This window comes from Rosenbergiella sp. YN46, assembly GCF_036620675.1.
Classification (GTDB): domain Bacteria; phylum Pseudomonadota; class Gammaproteobacteria; order Enterobacterales; family Enterobacteriaceae; genus Jejubacter.
Window position 1 is genome coordinate 1 of the sequence record NZ_JAZHEE010000031.1, and the last position, 17,906, is coordinate 17,906.

A 17,906-nucleotide genomic window follows, 5' to 3' on the forward strand; every position below is an offset into this window, starting at 1 on the left:
TCAGCGGCGTTTTTTACCGCCGGGGAGCCCGGGTTGCCAGGGGAGCGGCGACTGAGCCCCCCTGGCCCGTTCACCCGCGGTGAATTAACAGAGAAGCAATCACTCAAAGTGAACGGAACAGCCCACCGCATCATCATATTCTGCCCAGTGACCTTTCAGATGCAGGCCGGGGCGGCGGTTGTATTGGTGGTCATGCCGGCTGCACTATTTCTGCGCCAGTGTCGTGTTCTGGAGGAATATGCCGCGCTGGCGGAGATTCCGTTCACCTGAAGGTGATTTCTCTTATGCCGGTTGCGGAGTCGGTGAATTCACAGTGATGTGCCGTATTCCGGAGAAATATGCCGCGCTGGCGAAGGTTCCGTTCACCTTAAGGTGATTTCTCTTATGCCGGTTGCGAAACCGGTGAACGGGCCAGGGGCTCAAATGCCGCCCCTGACAACCCCGCTTTCCGGCGTGAAAATCGCCCTTCGGGGCCCCTGCGTATTCCCGCCAGCCGGACGGGGCGGGCGTGACGTCACCTCCCTGTGCCGCACGCCCTCAGCCCGACGTCCTGTCGGGCTGACCCTGGCGGCCGTGAACGCTGCGGCGATTTTCAGGCCGGAGAATGTCATCGCCTTTAATCTTCTGCCCTGATTAATCAGAGCTGGTATCATTTGAAAAAACAGACTGAAGCGACGAGGGGCTTATATCCCGGCTTAAAAAACGCCGTAGCGTTCACGCAGGGCCGGAGGAGCGACAGGATGTCGCGACAGGGCAAGGTCGCCATGGATGGAGACTCTTGCCCGTTCCGAAAAGCCCGGAGTGATAAGCGAAGGGGCCCGCGACAGCGGCGTTTTTTAGCGCCGGGGAGCCCGGGTCGCCAGGGGAGCGGCGACTGAGCCCCCTGGCCCGTTCACCCGCGGTGAATTAACAGAGAAGCAATCACTCAAAGTGAACGGAACAGCCCACTACATTGTCATATTCCGCCGCTTTTATTCTGAAACCGGGCGCCGGAGCCGCCTGTCACCCTCACCCCGGCCCTCTCCCTGAAGGGAGAGGGAGTCTCATTCTGCTCACTGGCGGTGAATCAACAGAGAAGCAGTGACGCAAAGTGAACGGAACAGCCCGCCGCATCGTCATATTCTGCCGCTTTTATTCTGAAACAGGGCGCCGTAGCCGCCTGTCACCATCTTCCACGGGACGTACACCCAGGAAGGGAGCTTCCCCCCAGGTCTTCTAAAACCTCACGCTAATCTGCGATAATTCATTTAATTATCAATAAAAAACGCCCATCACCAGTACCCCAGCCACTTCCACCACAGCCCGCCGACGATTAACCAGACCGCCAGGTTAATCACGCTCATAATAAAACCGGCCTTCCACCACTGGCTAAGCGTGGTATAGCCGGAACCGAAAATAATCGGCGCCGTACCGGTGGCGTAATGGGTTAACGACATCATCAGCGAAGAGGAGAATCCCAGTATCAGACCCAGCAGCGCAGGCGGGGCGCCCAGCGTGATACCGGCTGCGAAGAAGGCGGCGAACATTGCGGTGACGTGGGCGGTGGTGCTGGCGAAAAAATAGTGAGAGTAAAGATAAACCAGGGTTAACAGCAGCGTGCTGCTTACCCAGCCCAGCCCCATATGGCTGATACTGCCGCCGACCGCCAGCGACAGCCAGTGAATCAGCCCCAGCTTACCCAGAAAGCTGGCCATCATCACCAGGGCTGCGAACCAGACCACCGTATCCCAGGCGCCTTTGTGCTTGAGAATATCGTCCCAGCTCAGTACGCCGCTGCCCAACAGCACCGCCAGCCCAATTAGCGCGGCGGTAGTCGGATTCACCGCCAGCGCCGGGCCGAACAGCATGGCAGGAACCCCCGCCCACAGCAGCAGTAACAGCGCGAAGACGGCCAGGGTAATTTTTTCCGGTAGCGTCACCGGCCCCAGCGCTTGCAGCTTTTCCCGGGCGAAGTGAGGGGCGTCCGGCGTGCTTTTAATTTCCGGCGGATAGAGGAAATAGACAATCAGTGGCATCAGCAGTAGCGAACAGACGCCCGGTACCAGCGCCGCCAGCGCCCACATGCCCCAACTTAGCTCTACGGCGCCGTGAGTGCCTTTAGCGATCAGGCTGACCACCAGGGGGTTCGGCGCCGTGGCGGTAATAAACATCGCCGAGGTTACCGGGTTGATATTGTAGTTAACCAGCGCCAGATAGCGGCCGATTTTAGCGCTGCTGTTCAGCTCGGGCCGGGAGCCAAAACTGTCGGCAATCGACTTCATTATGGGGTGAATAATACCGCCGCCGCGCGCGGTGTTGCTGGGCGTCACCGGCGCCAGCGTGGTTTCCGCCAGCGTCAGGGCATAGGCGATCCCCAGCGTTTTCCTGCCAAACAGCGAAATAAAATAGTAGCCGATTCGCGCGCCCAACCCGGTTTTATTCAGGCTGATGGAGATCATCATTGAAAAGCCAATCAGCCAGATTAACGGGTTAGAAAATCCGCTCAGGGCGTCGCTGAGCGCGGCGCCGGGCTTGCCCGGATGGGTGACGCCGGTAACGGCGACCAGGGCAATAGCGATAATCGACACTGCGCCAATCGGCATCGCCTTACCGATAATCGCGATAATGGTGCCGATAAACAGCGCCAGTAACTGCCAGGCGTTAGGTGCAACGCTTGCCGGCGGCGGAATAACAAACCAGAGTATTAACGTGACGGCGACAGCGATCAGAGAGGGAACAGGCCTGAGCGGCGTGAGTTTATCCATAACATCCCCATTTATGACCCGCGATATTTAAGTTGCCAGCCTGAAGGCACAGCGCCAGGCGGCTTCCCTGCAACTTTAAGATCTGTTGGGCTGATTCAACGAAAGGGAAAACCCGGCAATGGCAGGGTATCCCGGCGGCTCAAGCGTGAGGGGACGGCGCTATTCGCTCAATGATGTATATCAATGCGGTGGGGGATATGCGTGATTGTACTGATAAACGGGCCGGATATGATGCGGATATCCGGCCTGCGCGGCTTAATTACAGGGTGACGCTGTAGAAATCTTCCGCCAGTTCAGTATTCGCAAACAGCGCCCGGCTTTCGGCCAGCAGGGCGGCGGCACCTTCGGGGCTATAGCGCGAGCTGATATGGGTAATAATCAATCGAGCGGCGGCCGCGTCGCGGGCAAGCTCTGCCGCCTGACGACTGGTGGAATGGCCGCGGCTGTTGGCCTTTCCCGCCATGGCGTGCTCCAGGGTCGCTTCATGAACGATAAGATCCGCTCCGCGTGCGAGCGTCAGCGCATTGGGGGTTGGCGCCGTGTCGCCGAAGATGGCGACGGTTTTGCCGCGTAGCGGGGGCCCCAGCCATTCGCGGCCGTCAATGACCCGGCCATCCTCCAGTCTGACGCATTCGCCTTTTTTCAGCTTCTGGAACAGCGGCCCGGGTTGGATGCCCGCTGCGGCCAGCCCACGGGCGTCAAGCGCGCCGGGTCTGTCGCGCTGCTCAATACGCCAGCCGTAGCACTCCACCGGGTGTACCAACGGGGCGGCGCTAACCCGTAGTTCGCCGTCGTCAAATATTTGTCCTGGCGAGATCTCGTGAATTTCCATCGGGTAGTCGGTCCAGGAGCCGCTGAGTCGCAGACAGGTTTCGACATACTCCCGCAGCCCTTTAGGGCCGTACAGCGTTATCGGTGCGGCGCTACCCGCCATGGAGCGGCTGCATAGCAGGCCCGGCAGGCCGAAAATATGGTCGCCGTGCAGATGGCTGATAAAGATCTTCTCGATATTTCCGGGATGGCTGGCCGTGTGCAGCAACTGGTGTTGAGTGCCTTCGCCGCAGTCGAACAGCCAGCGCCCGCTTCCCTGGTCAGCAGGTTTAAACAGAATGGCGGTGACATTGCGTGAACGGGTTGGGATGCCTGCGGAGGTGCCGAGAAAAGTCAATTCCATGGTAATGTTCTGTCGTCTGCGCAAATTGAAGCCCCAGTATAGCGATATCAGAAAAACAAATAAGGAGCACATCATGATTCAGTGGCAGGACCTGCACCATTCCCAACTTTCGCTAACCCAGCTTTATGCGCTACTAAAGCTGCGCTGCGCGGTGTTTATCGTCGAACAAAACTGCCCTTATCAGGATATTGACGGTGAAGATCTGCGGGGCAATAACCGCCATATTCTGGGCTGGCGTGACGGTGAACTGATCGCCTGTGCCCGCCTGCTGGAAGAGTCGGACGGCGCTATCGCCATCGGCCGGGTGATCGTGGCGTCCCAGGCTCGGGGAGAAAAGCTGGGCTATCAGTTAATGGAACAGGCGCTGGCGTCCTGTGAACGCCACTGGCCCGGTGTCGGATTGCGGCTGGGTGCTCAGGCTCACCTTGAAGCATTCTATGCAAGCTTCGGCTTTCAGCCGGTAACCGATATCTACGACGAAGACGGTATCCCCCATATCGGTATGGCGCGTTGATGAGTACGCAAACCGCCCATATCCTGGCTATAGTCAATTGAGGTTAACTTGCATGAGGAAGGTAAAGAATGGCGGAAACTTCAACGGGTTATCGCAGCAATCCGCAAGATGATCTGGAGCAGCTCCGGGAAACCCTGGACGAGATCCTGCACGCATCCGAGGATCCGACGGATCAAAAATATATCGAACTGCGGGAACGTGCGGAACAGCGACTGCATACCATCAGGCAGCGTCTGAGCAACGCATCGGACAGCTATTACTACCGGGCGAAAAGGGCGGTGTGCTGTACCGATAGCTACGTTCGCGATAATCCCTGGCGTGGCGTGGGAATCGGCGCCGCCGTGGGCGTGGTGCTGGGAGTATTGCTGGCTCGGCGCTGAATTCGCACATCGTGCGCCATTGTTGACCTTACCTAATGGGTGGGATTTCTCTTTGCCACTCAGACCACGTATACTTCAGGGCTTTTCAGGGAAGGCGGGGTTAGCGTGAATTCACTTACTGGGGCGTTGAATCAGTTGCTGCGTCAGCTCGATAGCCCGTTTCCTGAAGCGCCAGGCTTGCGGCAGTTCTATGTCACAGTGACACCGGAGGGCGAAGCCGATGGGCTGGCGTGGCTGGCGAGCCAGTGGCTGTGGCCGCAATTTTACTGGCAGCAGCGTGATGGCGTAGAGGAGCTGGCAGCGTTAGGGGCGGTGCGCCGCTTTTCCAGCCTTGCCGCCGCCCGGGATTTTCTGGCGGCGGAGCAGGGTGGTGCCTTGCTGCGTATCTGCGGCCTTAACGCCTTCGACCCCGAACGGAGTTTCCTGTTCGTGCCCCGTCTGCTATGGCGTCGTCGGGGTAATGAGATAAGCTTTATCCTGACGCTCTGTAGCGAGCGCAGCCTCCAGCAGGATGCACAGGTCGCCCGCCGTTTCCTCCGCCGTCTCGTGGCCCCGCAGCCCTTGCTCGCCCTGACAAGCCAGTGCCTTGAAGAGTGTCACCTGCCCACCAGGGAAGGATGGCGCGATATGATAAACCAGGCGCTGGATGCGATTATTGTCGGCGATATGGAAAAGGTGGTGCTGGCCAGAGCCAGCGACCTGCGCTTCGCAAGCCCCCTTTCGCCGGCCTCGCTGCTGGCTGCCAGCCGCGCGGTGAACCGCGGCTGCTATCATTTCTTTATGGCCTTCGATGACGATTCGGCTTTTCTGGGCTCCAGTCCGGAACGTTTGTGGCGTCGTAATGGTCTGGCGCTCACCACCGAAGCCCTGGCGGGTACCGTGGTGGGGGACGACGACGACGGTCGTGCAGCGCAACTTGCCCGATGGCTGCTAAACGATGAAAAGAATCAGTACGAGAATAGCCTGGTCGTGGAAGATATCTGTCAGCGCCTGGAAGGGGCGGCCAGCGTCACCGACATTGCGGAGGCGCAAATTGTCCGGCTGCGCAACGTACAGCACCTGAGGCGAGAAATCGAGGCCCGGCTGTCAGCGCCCGACGACGCCCTGTGTCTGCGGCGGCTGCAACCCACTGCCGCCGTGGCAGGGCTGCCGCGTGAAGCGGCGCGACGTTTTATCGAACAGACAGAACCCTTCGAGCGTGAGTGGTATGCGGGATCCGCAGGCTGGCTTTCCGCCGATGACAGCGAATTTTGCGTGTCGCTGCGTTCGGCAAGCGTCCAGGGCGATCGCCTGAGGCTGTATGCCGGCGCCGGGATAGTGGCGGGCTCGGTACCCGATGCCGAATGGCAGGAAATAGAAAACAAAGCGGCGGGGCTGCGTTCGCTGCTTTTTTCGTCCGGACGATGAATGTGCCGATCCCCGTCATACTTCAAGCTGCAGGTGCGTTGGCCGCACTCGTGCACCTGGTCACATAGTACGGCTATGTTCCCGGGAATTCACGAGCTTGCCGCGTTACGAGGTCCTGATGGGCCTTGCCCCTTCGGGGCCGTGCTGAAGCACGTTCATGCCTGCCTGCGGCAGACGTGTCCTGCAACTCGAATTATTTAGGGGATATATCAATAATCCGATCAGGCGCAATTCTTATAATATTTGATAAATGAATACCGGACTTCGACATGTCTACAAGTACCTTTAATCGCCGCTGGGCGGCGGTCATTCTGGAAGCCCTGACCCGGCATGGCGTGCGCCATGTTTGCATTGCGCCTGGCTCGCGCTCCACGCCGCTTACGCTTGCGGCGGCGGAAAACGGCGCTTTTATTTGCCATACCCACTTTGATGAACGCGGGCTCGGCCACCTGGCGCTGGGGCTGTCCAAAGCGGGAAGGGAGCCGGTTGCGGCAATCGTGACTTCCGGGACGGCGGCGGCAAACCTCTACCCTGCGCTGATTGAAGCCGGGCTGACCGGCGAACGCCTGATCCTGCTGACTGCCGACCGCCCGCCGGAACTGATCGATTGTGGGGCGAATCAGGCTATCCGCCAGACCGGAATGTATGCCAGTCACCCGAGCCAGACCCTTTCCCTGCCGCGACCGACGCCGGATATTCCGGCGCGCTGGCTGGCTTCCACCATTGATAGCGCCATGGGGCGGTTGCGCGCCGGTGGTCTGCATATTAACTGCCCGTTCGCCGAGCCGCTCTACGGCGATCCGGATGACAGCGGTTTGCCGTGGCAGCAGGCGCTGGGCGACTGGTGGCAGGAAGATACCCCGTGGCTGCGCGAAGCGCGGGAAACGACCAGCGCGCGCCAGAGCGACTGGTTCTTCTGGCGTCAGAAACGCGGCGTGGTGGTGGCAGGGCGCCTGAGCGCCCGGGAAGGCGAGCGGGTAGCCGCATGGGCGAAGACGCTGGGCTGGCCGCTGATTGGCGATGTGTTGTCCCAGACCGGTCAGCCGCTGCCCTGCGCCGATCTGTGGCTCGGCAACGCCCGGGCCGTGACGGAGCTTAACGAAGCGCAGATTATTATTCAGTTCGGCGCCAGCCTGACCGGCAAGCGTTTACTGCAGTGGCAGGCGACCTGCCATCCGCAGGAGTACTGGCTGGTAGACAATCTGGAAGGGCGCCTCGATCCCGCCGGACACCGGGGCCGACGTCTGGTGGCGGATATCAGCGACTGGCTGGAGACGCATCCGGCGGAAAAACGCACGCCCTGGTCGCAGACGCTGGCGCCGCTCTCAGAGCTGGCCAGAGAGCGGGTCGGCCAGATGACCGAAACCTTTGGCGAGGCGCAGGTCGCCAGCCGGCTGCCGCAACTGCTGCCGCACCAGGGGCAGCTGTTTCTGGGCAATAGTCTGGTGGTGCGGCTGGTGGATGCGCTGGCGCAGATGCCGGTGGGGTATCCGGTGTACAGTAACCGCGGCGCCAGCGGCATCGATGGCTTGCTTTCCACCGCCGCCGGAGTACAGCGCGCCATGGCGCGGCCGACCCTGGCCGTGGTCGGCGATCTTTCGGCCCTGTATGATTTGAATAGCCTGGCGCTGCTGCGTCAGTGCCCGGCGCCTTTCGTACTGCTGGTGGTGAATAACAATGGTGGACAGATCTTCTCGCTGCTGCCGACGCCTGCGAATGAGCGCGAACGCTTTTACTGCATGCCGCAGAATGTCGATTTTTCCCATGGAGCGGCGATGTTCGGCCTGAATTATCAGGCGCCACAGGACTGGGAAGAACTGAAGGCGGTGATGGAGAACGCCTGGCGAACGCCGGGCGCTACCGTGGTGGAGCTGAAGGTCGAAGAGACCGCAGGCACCCGGACGCTCCAGCAACTGCTGGCGCAGGTCAGCCATCTGTGAAACTCCATGCCATCGCCCATGTGGCTGGCGGCGTCGGGGCGCCCTGGCTGGTCTGGCTGCACGGTTTTCTCGGCAGCGGCGAGGAGTGGCGTCCTTTTCTCGGGGACTTTCCCGGCTGGTCGCAGCTGTGGGTGGATCTGCCGGGGCACGGCGGCTCGGCGGATATTGTGGCGCATGATTTTAACGACGTCAGTGTCCGGCTGGCGGCGACTCTGAAATACCATGGCGTGGCGCGTTACTGGCTGGTTGGCTATTCGCTGGGCGGTCGGCTGGCGATGTATCACGCCTGTCTGGCGCGGCCCCGGGGGTTACGGGGACTGGTGGTGGAAGGGGGTAATCCCGGCCCTGAAACGCCTGAGGCCAGGCGGGAGCGTGCCCGGAGCGATGCCCGCTGGGCGATGCGCCTGCGCTCGGAACCGCTGGAGCAGGTGCTGGACGACTGGTATCGCCAGCCGGTGTTTCGCCATCTGAATGCATCACAGCGTGCGGCGCTGGTCGCGCTGCGTCGCCATAACGATCCCCGGGCGCTGGCGGCGATGCTGGAAGCGACTTCACTGTCGCGCCAGCCGTATCTGGCGCCCCAGCTAAAAACGCTGGATATCCCTTTTTATATGCTGTGCGGCGAGCAGGACGCGAAGTTTCGCGCACTGGCAAGCCGCGATGCGCTGCCGCTGCGTATTATCCCCGGCGCCGGGCATAACGCCCACCGGGAAAATCCGCGGGCGTTCAGCGCGACGCTTACTGAACTACTTCATTCGGCTTATGAGGAACCATCATGATTTACCCTGACGAACAAGAGCTCTATGCCCCGGTGAAATGGCACGATTGCTCTGAAGGCTTCACCGATATTCGTTATCACAAGTCGGAAGACGGTATTGCGAAGATTACGATTAACCGTCCGCAGGTGCGCAACGCCTTTCGTCCGCTGACCGTTAAAGAGATGCTTCAGGCACTGGCCGATGCCCGCTATGACGATGGCATCGGCGTTATCGTTCTGACCGGGGAAGGGGAAAAAGCCTTCTGCGCCGGTGGCGATCAGAAAGTGCGCGGCGACTACGGCGGTTATCAGGATGACAGCGGGGTTCACCATCTTAACGTGCTGGATTTTCAGCGCCAGATTCGCACCTGTCCGAAACCGGTGGTGGCGATGGTGGCGGGTTACTCCATCGGCGGCGGCCACGTTCTGCATATGATGTGCGACCTGACGATTGCGGCAGACAACGCCATTTTCGGTCAAACCGGGCCAAAAGTCGGCTCCTTTGACGGCGGCTGGGGCGCTTCCTATATGGCGCGGATCGTGGGGCAGAAGAAGGCGCGTGAAATCTGGTTCCTGTGCCGTCAGTACGATGCGCAGCAGGCGCTGGATATGGGGCTGGTTAACACCGTGGTGCCGCTGGCGAGTCTGGAAAAAGAGACCGTGCGCTGGTGTCGCGAAATGCTCAGGAACAGTCCGATGGCGCTGCGCTGCCTGAAGGCGGCGCTGAATGCCGACTGTGACGGTCAGGCGGGGCTGCAGGAGCTGGCGGGTAACGCCACCATGCTGTTCTATATGACCGAAGAAGGGCAGGAAGGGCGCAATGCCTTTAACCAGAAGCGTCAGCCTGACTTCAGCAAATTCAAACGGAATCCCTGATGCGTAGCGCCCAAATCTGGCGCTACAGCCTGCCGATGGAGGCGGGCGTAGTGCTGCGCAACCAGCGGCTGAAGAGCCGGGATGGCCTGGTGGTTCGCCTTAGCGAGGGAGATAGCGCAGGGTGGGGCGAAGTGGCCCCGCTGCCGGGCTTTAGCAAGGAGTCGCTGACGGATGCCGAAAGTCAGACGCTGGGCTGGATCGATGCCTGGCTGACCGGCAGCGATCCCGCCTGGCCGCAGGCCCCCTCGGCCGCCTTTGGTCTGAGCTGCGCGCAGGCGGAGCTGGCCGGCGTTTTGCCCGCGCAGGCGGATTATCGCGCCGCGCCGTTGTGTACCGGCGATCCGGATGAGCTGTTCGCCATGCTTCAGGCGTTGCCGGGTGAAAAGATAGCCAAGGTAAAGGTCGGGCTTTATGAAGCGGTTCGCGATGGCATGGTGGTGAATCTACTGCTGGAGGCCATTGGCGATTTACGGCTGCGGCTGGACGCCAACCGTGGCTGGACGCCGCTTAAGGCGCGGCAGTTCGCGAAATATGTGAATCCGGCCTACCGTTCGCGTATCGCCTTTATTGAAGAGCCCTGCCAGACCCGCGAGCAGTCGCGGGAATTCGCCCGCGAGAGCGGTATCGCGATCGCCTGGGACGAGAGCCTGCGCGAAGCGGATTATACCTTCGAGGCAGAACCGCATCTGGCGGCGGTGGTGATAAAGCCGACCCTGACCGGTAGCCTGGAGCGGGTTCAACAGCAGGTGGCGCAGGCCCGGGCGCTTGGGCTGGAGGCGGTGATTAGCTCCTCCATTGAGTCCAGTCTGGGACTTACCCAACTAGCAAGAATCGCCGCCTGGCTGACGCCGGAGACGATTCCGGGGCTGGATACCCTGGCGCTGATGGAAGCGCAACTGATACGTCCCTGGCCTGGAAGTCCGCTTCCTGTTATGGCGCAGAGCGCGCTGGAGCCGGTGCGATGATATTTAACGACTGGCCCTGGCGTCACTGGCGTCGGGTACGTCCTGACGCTACGGCGCTGTGGTTCGAGCAGGAGCGACTGGACTGGCGGACTCTGGCACTACGTATCGATGCGCTGGCGGCGGGTTTTCAGGAACAGGGGGTTCGCGAAGGCGATGGTGTGGCGCTGCGGGCCAAAAATAGCGCTCAAACATTGCTGAGTTCGCTGGCGCTGCTCCAGTGCGGTGCCCGGATACTTCCGTTGAATCCACAGCTTCCGCAAACGCTGCTGGATGCATTACTGCCTGAGATGTCGCTGGCTCACGCGCTGGATCTGACGGAAGAGACTTTGCTTTCGGACTTGCACCTCCTTGACTACCGGGAAGCCTGCGGCGATACGGCGGCGGTGTGGCAGGCCGATCGTCTGGTATCGATGACCCTGACTTCCGGTTCTACCGGTTTACCTAAAGCCGCGGTGCACAGCGCGGCGGCCCATCTGGCCAGCGCGGCTGGGGTGCTGGCGCTGATGCCTTTTGAACCGGGGGACTGCTGGTTGCTGTCTCTGCCTTTGTTTCACGTTTCGGGGCAGGGGATTATGTGGCGCTGGCTGCTGGCCGGGGCGACTCTGGCGGTACGCGCCATGCATCCGCTGCACGAGGCGCTTCGGGACTGTAGCCATGCCTCGCTGGTGCCCACCCAGCTCTGGCGTTTGCTGAACGAGGGAACCAGACCCGCGGCCTTGCGTGAAGTGTTGCTGGGCGGCGCCGCGATTCCGGCAGCCCTGACCCGGAAGGCGCAAGCGCTCGGGATTCACTGCTACTGCGGCTATGGCCTGACGGAGCTGGCTTCCACGGTCTGTGCCCGTCGGGCCGATGGCGAAGGCGATGTGGGGCCGGCGCTGCCCGGTCGGGAAGTTCGGGTGGTGGATGATGAAATTCAGATTCGCGCCGTCAGTATGACCAGCGGTTACTGGCGTAATGGCGCGCCACAGCCGGTGGTCGATGCCCGGGGGTGGTTTCACACCCGGGATCGCGGGGTGTTAAAGAATGGCGCGCTAACCGTGCTTGGGCGTCTCGACAATCTGTTTTTCAGCGGCGGCGAAGGGGTTCAGCCCGAGGCGGTCGAGCGAATTATCGCTTCGTATCCTGGCGTGCATCAGGTACTGGTGGTGCCGGTGGCGGATGTTGAATTCGGCCATCGCCCGGTCGCAGTGGTGGAGTGCGACGACAGGCTGGAACTGGATGCACTTCGCGACTGGGCCGCAGAGCATCTGGCGGGTTTTCAGCAACCGGTGTGCTGGCTGCGTCTGCCGGAAGCGCTGAAGTCCGGCGGCATTAAAATTTCACGCCGTGCCGTGCAGGCGTGGGTGGAACAGCAACGGTAGCGCTCACCGCAAAGGATAGGAACGACCTTCGATAAGCAGATAAATACGACTTCGGGTATGCCGGAGTTCCAGGCTCCGAGAATATGCAGACTCTCTTCGACAAACTGGCCGGATTCCAGTTGTAACGTGGTGAGATAGCAAAGGGATATGGGCTCCGCAGGCAGGTGTAACGTCATAAAATCGCGGGCCACTTCCTTTGTGGAGAGCAACTGGCGGAATACCGCGTCATGTAATGAAAACCCTTTGGCATCCTGCATCTTCCCGCTTCTTTGTTGATGAGGTTGGGGAGATTTAGCATAGAGAATTGGCGGGCTGTGGGGGGAGTTTCGTTTATGGAATCGGGCTTCCGGGTTGGATGATATGCGACCCGATGAATTCTCATCGGGTCGCGACAGACATCAACCTGCGCTGGCCTCCTCCTCTTTATTTTTACCGTGCTGGCGGCGGCGCGCCAGCCGCACCAGTGGAGGAACCACGACGATCAAAACGGCCAGCACCAGCAGGGATTTAGCGACGCCGCTCTCCCACAGGATGTTGAGATTGCCGTTACTGATGGAAAGCGCACGGCGCAGGTTCTGTTCCAGTAGCTCTCCCAGCACGAAGCCCAGAATCAGCGGTGACATCGGGAAGTGCATTTTGCGCAAAATATAGCCAAGGATGCCCAGCGCCACCATCAGCAACAGGTCAAAGGTGGTGCTGTGTACCGCATAGACCCCCACCGCGGAGACGGCGGCGATGGCCGGTACCAGGAACCAGGAGGGGATCGCGAGCATCCGGGTAAACAGGCCGATCAGCGGAATGTTCATCACCAGCAGCATGACGTTGGCGATCAGCAGGGCGGCGATAAGCCCCCAGACGATATCAGGCTGTTCGGTGAACATCGCAGGGCCAGGGGTGATGTTATAGAGCGTCAGGGCGCCCATCATCACTGCCGTGGTGCCGGAGCCGGGAACGCCGAGCGTCAGCATCGGAATAAAGGAGCCGCAGGCTGAGGCGTTATTCGCCGCTTCCGGCGCCGCCACGCCGCGAATATTCCCCTTGCCGAAGCTCTCTTCGTCGCCGCTGATCTTCTTCTCCATCATCCAGGTAATAGCGCTGGCGATAGTTGCCCCGGCGCCGGGCAGGATCCCTACGAAGAAGCCCACGAATGAGGAGCGCAGCGTGGTGCCAGCGCACTGACGCGCTTCTTTAAAGTTAAACAGCAGGCGACCGGTTTTGCGCACCAGCGTTTGTCCGGTACTGGTGCTTTCCAGCATCAGCAGGATCTCGGACACCGAGAACAGGCCGATCACCACCACCACAAACTGGATGCCGTCGGAGAGGTGTACGCTGTCGAACGTGAAGCGGTAGACCCCGGTGTTGGCGTCAACGCCGACGGTAGCCAGCCCCAGGCCGATTAACGCCGCCAGAAAGGACTTCAGCGGGTTCTGGGCCATCATGCTGCCCAGACAGGCGATAGCAAACACCATCAATGCGAAGTATTCCGCCGGGCCGAAGGCCAGCGACCAGTTGGCCAGCAGCGGGGCGAACAGGATGATGCCGCAGATGGCGATCATAGAGCCCACGAAGGAACTGACCGCGGAAATGGAAAGCGCTACGCCACCGCGCCCCTGCTTCGCCATGGGATAGCCATCCATCGCGGTCATAATGGCACCAGCGTCGCCAGGGACGTTAAGCAGGATAGAGGAGATACGTCCGCCGTATTCACAGCCGATATAGACGGTGGCCAGCAGTATCAGCGCCGATTCGGCGGGCAGGTGCAGAGCGAAGGCCAGCGGCAGCAGGATAGCCACGCCGTTAATTGGCCCAAGGCCCGGCAGCAGCCCGACGATAGTGCCGACAAAGCAGCCGATGAGCGCGATCATCAGGTTGCCGGGGGTTAGTGCCACGGCAAATCCCTGAGAAAGATAGAGCCAGGTATCCATTGGAGCCTCCGTTATTGGGGCAGCCACGCGCCCAGGGGCAGCGTGACGTCCAGCAGTCGATCAAAGGCATACCATAAGGCGATGCCCAGGGAGGCGCCGGAAATCAGCGCCGCAGGGAGCCTGGCGCCAAACAGCAGGCCAAGCGTGGCGGTGAGTAACGCGGTGGCCAGCGCAAAGCCGAGCCACTCAAAACTCCAGGCGTAAATCACCAGCGCCAGCATCATAATCAGCAGGCGGCGCAGGGTGGAGGCTGACGGCCAGTCCACTTTCTCCGGGCGGCGCACCAGCATCATCAGCGAGCAGAGAAGCATCAGCGCCAGAATGGCGACCGGAAAAGGACGCGGCCCTACCGGCTCATAGCTGTATTCGCTGTGGATCTGCCAGCCGACGAACAGTCCGCCGACGCACAGTAGCACCCAGATAACGGCAAAAATTCGATCGCTCATCGCAGCCTCCGGTTATTTTGCCAGACCGAACTCTTTGGCCTTATCGCGGTAGTAAGCCACCTGTTTCTTCACGTAGTCGTCCAGCTCTTTACCGGTTTTATTGAATTCAAACAGGCCGCGCAGATCGCGCTGCTTCTTGAATTCATCGCTCTGCTGGAGCTTGTTAAAGGCGTCCACCCACCACTGGTATTCGGCGTCGCTGACTTTGGGGCCAACATAGAAACCGCGCATCACCGACCATTCCACGTCGTAGCCCTGCTCTTTAGCTGTGGGAATATCGGCCAGTTTGCCCGGCAGGCGTTTGTCCGACAGTACCGCCAGCACGCGGATCTTATCGCCACCGATGTAGGGGATCATTTCACTCAGATCGCCGGAGATGGCCTGGACGTGATTACCAAGCAGCGCGGTAATCGGCTCGCCGCCGCCTTCAAAAGCAACGTAGCGCATCTTGCGCGGGTCTACCTTCGCCTGCTGAGCGACAAGCGCGGTTTTCATCCAGTCCTGGCTGCCGATAGAGGCACCGGCGCCAAAGACCACATCGTTGGGATTCTTTTCCAGCGCGGTCATCAGGTCTTTCAGGTTTTTCCACGGAGAGTCGGCGCGTACGGCGATCATGCCGTAATCGGTGCCGACGCTGGCGACCCAGCGTACGTCGTCAACGCCGTAGCGGCCGAACTTGCCCTGCGCCAGATTGAGCAGGGAACCGCCGGAAAAGGCGACCACGGTGCCGGGCTCGTCCGGGCGCTGGGCGATAATGGCGTTGTAGGCGACGGCTCCCACGCCGCCAGGCATATAGGTGACGCGCATCGGTTTGTCGATGGCGCCGGTTTCCACCATGCTGACCTGCAGCAGTTTACAGGTCAGGTCGAAGCCGCCGCCGGGCTTGGCAGGGGCGATACATTCGGTACGCGACGGCGCCTTTTGCTCCGCCTGAGAAGGCAGTGCGCCGAGCAGCAGGGGGAACAGGGCCAGGGTTGCGATCAGGCTCTTTTTCATTGCTTATCCTCGTGCCATAAATATTGAGTTGTCGTTGCTTGTCATCGGCCATTGGCGTGATGGCCTGGTTGCATGATTGTTAAGACAGTTACCTTTCATTTCCCTTTCAGCGGCGTGTGGATATGGATTTATGTGACCTGTGTCGAGGGTTAACCAACTGAGGAGACGAAACTATCGATATATTGTTTTGCCGGGTCGCCAGCAAATATTGAAAACGTTTGTTGCAAAAATGTAATGAATTTCCATGATCGCTATGGATCGGAAATCATTGCGTCACGTTGTGCCCGATCAGGCGTTGCGGAGACGAACAAAAATAAGAGCAGGGGAAAATGCGTCTGTTACTGGCGGAGGATAATCAGGAACTGGCCCACTGGCTGGAAAAGGCTTTGGTACAGAGCGGTTTTGCCGTGGACTGCGTATTTGATGGCCTGTCGGCCGATCATCTGTTGCAGAACGAGGGCTATGCCGTCGCGGTGCTGGATATCGAAATGCCGCGCCTTGACGGGCTGACGGTTCTGCAGCGGTTGCGCCAGCGTGGACAGGCGCTGCCGGTACTGCTGCTAACGGCGCGCAGCTCGGTGGCGGATCGGGTTCGGGGGTTGAATCACGGCGCCGACGATTACCTGGCGAAACCGTTTGAGCTTGAAGAGCTGGACGCCCGGCTCAGGGCGCTGGTGCGGCGCAGTGAGGGGCAGCTCCAGGAGACCCAGCGCCTGGGGGAACTGAGCTGGCATGACGGCGGCTACTTCGAACTTCAGGGGCGCCCGCTGTCGCTGACGCCACGCGAACAGGCGCTGCTCACGGTGCTGATGTACCGACGCCGTCGACCAGTGGCGCGCCAGCAACTGTTTGAACAGATTTTCAGCCTGAGCGATGAAGCCAGCCCGGAAAGTATTGAGATTTACGTTCATCGGCTGCGCAAGAAGCTACAGCCCGGCAACGTGCGTATCACCACCATCAGGGGGCTCGGCTATTTGCTGGAGTGCAGCGATGAACTGGCTTAAAGGCCCTTCGTCTCTGCTTTCCCGCCAGTTGCTGTTTCTTGGGCTGCCGCTGGTGGTTCTGTGGGGGTTTTCCGCCTTCAGCAGCTATATCAGCGCCATGAATGCCGCCACACAGGCATTCGACCGGATGCTGCTGGCATCCACTCGTACCGTGGCGGAACGGCTGGTGGTACGCAACGGCCGTTTGCAGGTGGATGTGCCCTGGGTGGTGCTCGATAGCTTTGAGCGCAATATGGACGATCGCCTCTATTACAAGGTGGTCGATACCGAGGGGAAGGTGATTTCCGGTTATGACAGCCTGCCGGATATTCCCGCCGCCACGCCGCGCAGCGAGCTGTATCCGGCGCTGGCGTGGTTCTGGCATACCCGCTGGCGCGGTCAGGGGATGCGGGTGGCCTGCCTGTTGCAGCCGGTGAATGAAGGGGGCATCAACGGTATGGCGCGCATCTACGTGGCCGAAACCCTGCAGTCCCGGCGCGAGATGGCGGCGAACCTGCTGGCGTCATCGCTGTGGACTCAGGGGGGACTGGTAATGCTGACCCTGATTCTGAGCGGCTGGCTACTGCGCAGGGTGCTGCGGCCATTGCGGCGCCTGTCGGCGCATCTGGCCCGGCGCCAGCCTGGCGATCTTTCCGCGCTACCCTCGTTGCTGCCGTGGTCGGAAACCCGGCCGCTGATGAACGCCTTTAACCGCTATCTTGAACGGCTGCGGCACCTGATCGCAAGGCAGGCGCGCTTTAGCGCCGATGCATCCCACCAGTTGAAAACGCCGCTTACCGTGCTGAAAACCCAGGCGGCGGTGGCGCTGGCAAGTCAGGATCCTCAGGTATGGCGCCAGAGCCTGGAGGCGATGAGCACCACCCTGGACGGGACGGTGCAGCTCACGGAGCGATTGCTACAGCTGGCCAGCCTGAAACGGCGGGAACCGGGAAGCCGGGCGTTTACTCGTATCGATCTGGTAGCGCTGGCCCAGGCCTGCTGTTTTTCCCGGTTAACCCAGGCGCGTAGTCGACACATTGATCTGGGCTATGAGGGGGAAACTAACCCGGTCTGGATTGACGGCGAGGAGCTGCTACTGGCGGAAATGTGCGCTAATCTGCTGGATAACGCCCTGAAGTATACGCCCACTGGCGGCACCGTTACCGTTCGGGTGACGGGCCGGTTTCCCTGGGCGCTGCTGGAAGTGGAAGACAGCGGCCCGGGAATCGATAAACAGCAGACACAGCAGGCGCTCAGGCCGTTCAGTCGTCTGGAACAGGGAACGATGCAGCCGGGCGCGGGGCTGGGGCTGGCGCTGGTCAATGATATCGCGCGCTGGCACCGGACGAGACCGGAACTGCTGCATGGCGAAACGCTGGGAGGATTACTGGTGCGGATTCGTCTGGCGTGTCATGAAGAACGGGGGCCCTGAGCCCCC

Annotated in this window: 17 protein-coding genes and 1 pseudogene; 12 read left to right on the top strand and 6 right to left on the bottom strand. The window is 60.6% G+C overall.

Annotated features, from left to right (window positions below; all coding sequences use genetic code 11):
* Nucleotides 1–270: hypothetical protein (locus V3W49_RS17660; RefSeq protein WP_500147254.1), on the top strand; the 270-nt coding region annotated here is incomplete at its 5' end.
* 153 nt (nucleotides 271–423) lie between these two features.
* Nucleotides 424–633, top strand: coding sequence for a hypothetical protein (locus V3W49_RS17665; RefSeq protein ID WP_500147256.1), 210 nt, complete (start codon nucleotides 424–426; stop codon nucleotides 631–633).
* Between the two features lie 638 nt (nucleotides 634–1,271).
* Here the strand turns inward: V3W49_RS17665 and V3W49_RS17670 are convergent.
* Together V3W49_RS17670 and rnz are read right to left on the bottom strand one after the other, a co-directional pair.
* Complete coding sequence (locus V3W49_RS17670; protein WP_500147257.1) at nucleotides 1,272–2,744, bottom strand: DASS family sodium-coupled anion symporter; 1,473 nt, start codon at nucleotides 2,742–2,744, stop codon at nucleotides 1,272–1,274.
* Between the two features lie 259 nt (nucleotides 2,745–3,003).
* On the bottom strand, nucleotides 3,004–3,918 hold the full coding sequence (gene rnz / locus V3W49_RS17675; protein WP_500147259.1) for a ribonuclease Z: 915 nt from the start codon (nucleotides 3,916–3,918) through the stop codon (nucleotides 3,004–3,006).
* Between the two features lie 73 nt (nucleotides 3,919–3,991).
* Here rnz and V3W49_RS17680 point away from each other — a divergent pair, with 73 nt between their 5' ends.
* The 8 genes from V3W49_RS17680 (at nucleotide 3,992) to menE (ending at nucleotide 12,118) form a co-directional block, all read left to right on the top strand.
* A complete protein-coding gene (locus tag V3W49_RS17680) occupies nucleotides 3,992–4,432 on the top strand; it encodes a GNAT family N-acetyltransferase (protein ID WP_500147261.1) in 441 nt (146 codons plus the stop codon).
* A 68-nt stretch (nucleotides 4,433–4,500) separates the two neighbouring features.
* Nucleotides 4,501–4,812, top strand: coding sequence for an ElaB/YgaM/YqjD family protein (locus tag V3W49_RS17685; RefSeq protein ID WP_500147263.1), 312 nt, complete (start codon nucleotides 4,501–4,503; stop codon nucleotides 4,810–4,812).
* Between the two features lie 105 nt (nucleotides 4,813–4,917).
* Entirely contained in the window at nucleotides 4,918–6,219 is a 1,302-nt protein-coding gene (menF, locus tag V3W49_RS17690; RefSeq protein WP_500147264.1) for an isochorismate synthase MenF, read from the top strand.
* Nucleotides 6,220–6,488: 269 nt separating this feature from the next.
* A complete protein-coding gene (menD, locus tag V3W49_RS17695; protein ID WP_500147265.1) occupies nucleotides 6,489–8,159 on the top strand; it encodes a 2-succinyl-5-enolpyruvyl-6-hydroxy-3-cyclohexene-1-carboxylic-acid synthase in 1,671 nt (556 codons plus the stop codon).
* Nucleotides 8,156–8,938 carry a 2-succinyl-6-hydroxy-2,4-cyclohexadiene-1-carboxylate synthase gene (gene menH, locus V3W49_RS17700; protein WP_500147266.1) on the top strand — a complete coding sequence of 261 codons (783 nt, stop codon included), beginning with the start codon at nucleotides 8,156–8,158 and terminating at the stop codon, nucleotides 8,936–8,938. Before menD ends, menH begins: the two co-directional genes overlap by 4 nt.
* Nucleotides 8,935–9,792 (top strand): 1,4-dihydroxy-2-naphthoyl-CoA synthase, encoded by an 858-nt coding sequence (menB, locus tag V3W49_RS17705; protein ID WP_500147267.1) that lies wholly within the window; start codon nucleotides 8,935–8,937, stop codon nucleotides 9,790–9,792. The genes menH and menB overlap by 4 nt, the downstream gene beginning before the upstream one ends.
* On the top strand, nucleotides 9,792–10,757 hold the full coding sequence (gene menC, locus V3W49_RS17710) for an o-succinylbenzoate synthase (protein WP_500147269.1): 966 nt from the start codon (nucleotides 9,792–9,794) through the stop codon (nucleotides 10,755–10,757). Before menB ends, menC begins: the two co-directional genes overlap by 1 nt.
* Nucleotides 10,754–12,118 carry an o-succinylbenzoate--CoA ligase gene (gene menE / locus V3W49_RS17715; RefSeq protein WP_500147270.1) on the top strand — a complete coding sequence of 455 codons (1,365 nt, stop codon included), beginning with the start codon at nucleotides 10,754–10,756 and terminating at the stop codon, nucleotides 12,116–12,118. The genes menC and menE overlap by 4 nt, the downstream gene beginning before the upstream one ends.
* 86 nt (nucleotides 12,119–12,204) lie before the next feature.
* Here menE and V3W49_RS17720 read toward each other — a convergent pair.
* The 4 genes and pseudogenes from V3W49_RS17720 to V3W49_RS17735 form a co-directional block, all read right to left on the bottom strand.
* Nucleotides 12,205–12,375, bottom strand: a pseudogene (locus V3W49_RS17720) (Rpn family recombination-promoting nuclease/putative transposase); the annotation flags it as partial.
* Nucleotides 12,376–12,516: 141 nt separating this feature from the next.
* The gene (locus V3W49_RS17725; RefSeq protein ID WP_500147272.1) at nucleotides 12,517–14,043 is read right to left on the bottom strand and encodes a tripartite tricarboxylate transporter permease; all 1,527 of its coding nucleotides are present in this window, start codon (nucleotides 14,041–14,043) and stop codon (nucleotides 12,517–12,519) included.
* An 11-nt stretch (nucleotides 14,044–14,054) separates the two neighbouring features.
* Nucleotides 14,055–14,489: a tripartite tricarboxylate transporter TctB family protein gene (locus V3W49_RS17730; RefSeq protein ID WP_500147273.1), complete on the bottom strand. Its 435-nt coding sequence runs from the start codon at nucleotides 14,487–14,489 to the stop codon at nucleotides 14,055–14,057.
* Nucleotides 14,490–14,501: 12 nt separating this feature from the next.
* The gene (locus V3W49_RS17735) at nucleotides 14,502–15,485 is read right to left on the bottom strand and encodes a Bug family tripartite tricarboxylate transporter substrate binding protein (protein ID WP_500147274.1); all 984 of its coding nucleotides are present in this window, start codon (nucleotides 15,483–15,485) and stop codon (nucleotides 14,502–14,504) included.
* Between the two features lie 329 nt (nucleotides 15,486–15,814).
* On the opposite strand from V3W49_RS17735, the gene tctD reads away from it, so the two are divergent.
* Together tctD and V3W49_RS17745 are read left to right on the top strand one after the other, a co-directional pair.
* Nucleotides 15,815–16,489 carry a transcriptional regulator TctD gene (tctD, locus tag V3W49_RS17740; protein ID WP_500147275.1) on the top strand — a complete coding sequence of 225 codons (675 nt, stop codon included), beginning with the start codon at nucleotides 15,815–15,817 and terminating at the stop codon, nucleotides 16,487–16,489.
* Nucleotides 16,476–17,900, top strand: coding sequence for a sensor histidine kinase (locus tag V3W49_RS17745; RefSeq protein WP_500147276.1), 1,425 nt, complete (start codon nucleotides 16,476–16,478; stop codon nucleotides 17,898–17,900). The genes tctD and V3W49_RS17745 overlap by 14 nt, the downstream gene beginning before the upstream one ends.
* The last annotated feature ends 6 nt before the right edge of the window (nucleotides 17,901–17,906 follow it).

Excerpts from the sequence above, each read along its gene's own strand:
- V3W49_RS17725 (WP_500147272.1), bottom strand. The coding sequence starts at position 14,043 with ATGGATACCTGGCTCTATCTTTCTCAGGGATTTGCCGTGGCACTAACC.
- V3W49_RS17735 (WP_500147274.1), bottom strand. The coding sequence starts at position 15,485 with ATGAAAAAGAGCCTGATCGCAACCCTGGCCCTGTTCCCCCTGCTGCTC.
- menE (WP_500147270.1), top strand. The coding sequence starts at position 10,754 with ATGATATTTAACGACTGGCCCTGGCGTCACTGGCGTCGGGTACGTCCT.
- V3W49_RS17730 (WP_500147273.1), bottom strand. The coding sequence starts at position 14,489 with ATGAGCGATCGAATTTTTGCCGTTATCTGGGTGCTACTGTGCGTCGGC.
- V3W49_RS17680 (WP_500147261.1), top strand. The coding sequence starts at position 3,992 with ATGATTCAGTGGCAGGACCTGCACCATTCCCAACTTTCGCTAACCCAG.
- rnz (WP_500147259.1), bottom strand. The coding sequence starts at position 3,918 with ATGGAATTGACTTTTCTCGGCACCTCCGCAGGCATCCCAACCCGTTCA.
- tctD (WP_500147275.1), top strand. The coding sequence starts at position 15,815 with ATGCGTCTGTTACTGGCGGAGGATAATCAGGAACTGGCCCACTGGCTG.
- menC (WP_500147269.1), top strand. The coding sequence starts at position 9,792 with ATGCGTAGCGCCCAAATCTGGCGCTACAGCCTGCCGATGGAGGCGGGC.
- V3W49_RS17745 (WP_500147276.1), top strand. The coding sequence starts at position 16,476 with ATGAACTGGCTTAAAGGCCCTTCGTCTCTGCTTTCCCGCCAGTTGCTG.
- V3W49_RS17670 (WP_500147257.1), bottom strand. The coding sequence starts at position 2,744 with ATGGATAAACTCACGCCGCTCAGGCCTGTTCCCTCTCTGATCGCTGTC.
- menB (WP_500147267.1), top strand. The coding sequence starts at position 8,935 with ATGATTTACCCTGACGAACAAGAGCTCTATGCCCCGGTGAAATGGCAC.
- V3W49_RS17665 (WP_500147256.1), top strand. The coding sequence starts at position 424 with ATGCCGCCCCTGACAACCCCGCTTTCCGGCGTGAAAATCGCCCTTCGG.
- V3W49_RS17685 (WP_500147263.1), top strand. The coding sequence starts at position 4,501 with ATGGCGGAAACTTCAACGGGTTATCGCAGCAATCCGCAAGATGATCTG.
- menD (WP_500147265.1), top strand. The coding sequence starts at position 6,489 with ATGTCTACAAGTACCTTTAATCGCCGCTGGGCGGCGGTCATTCTGGAA.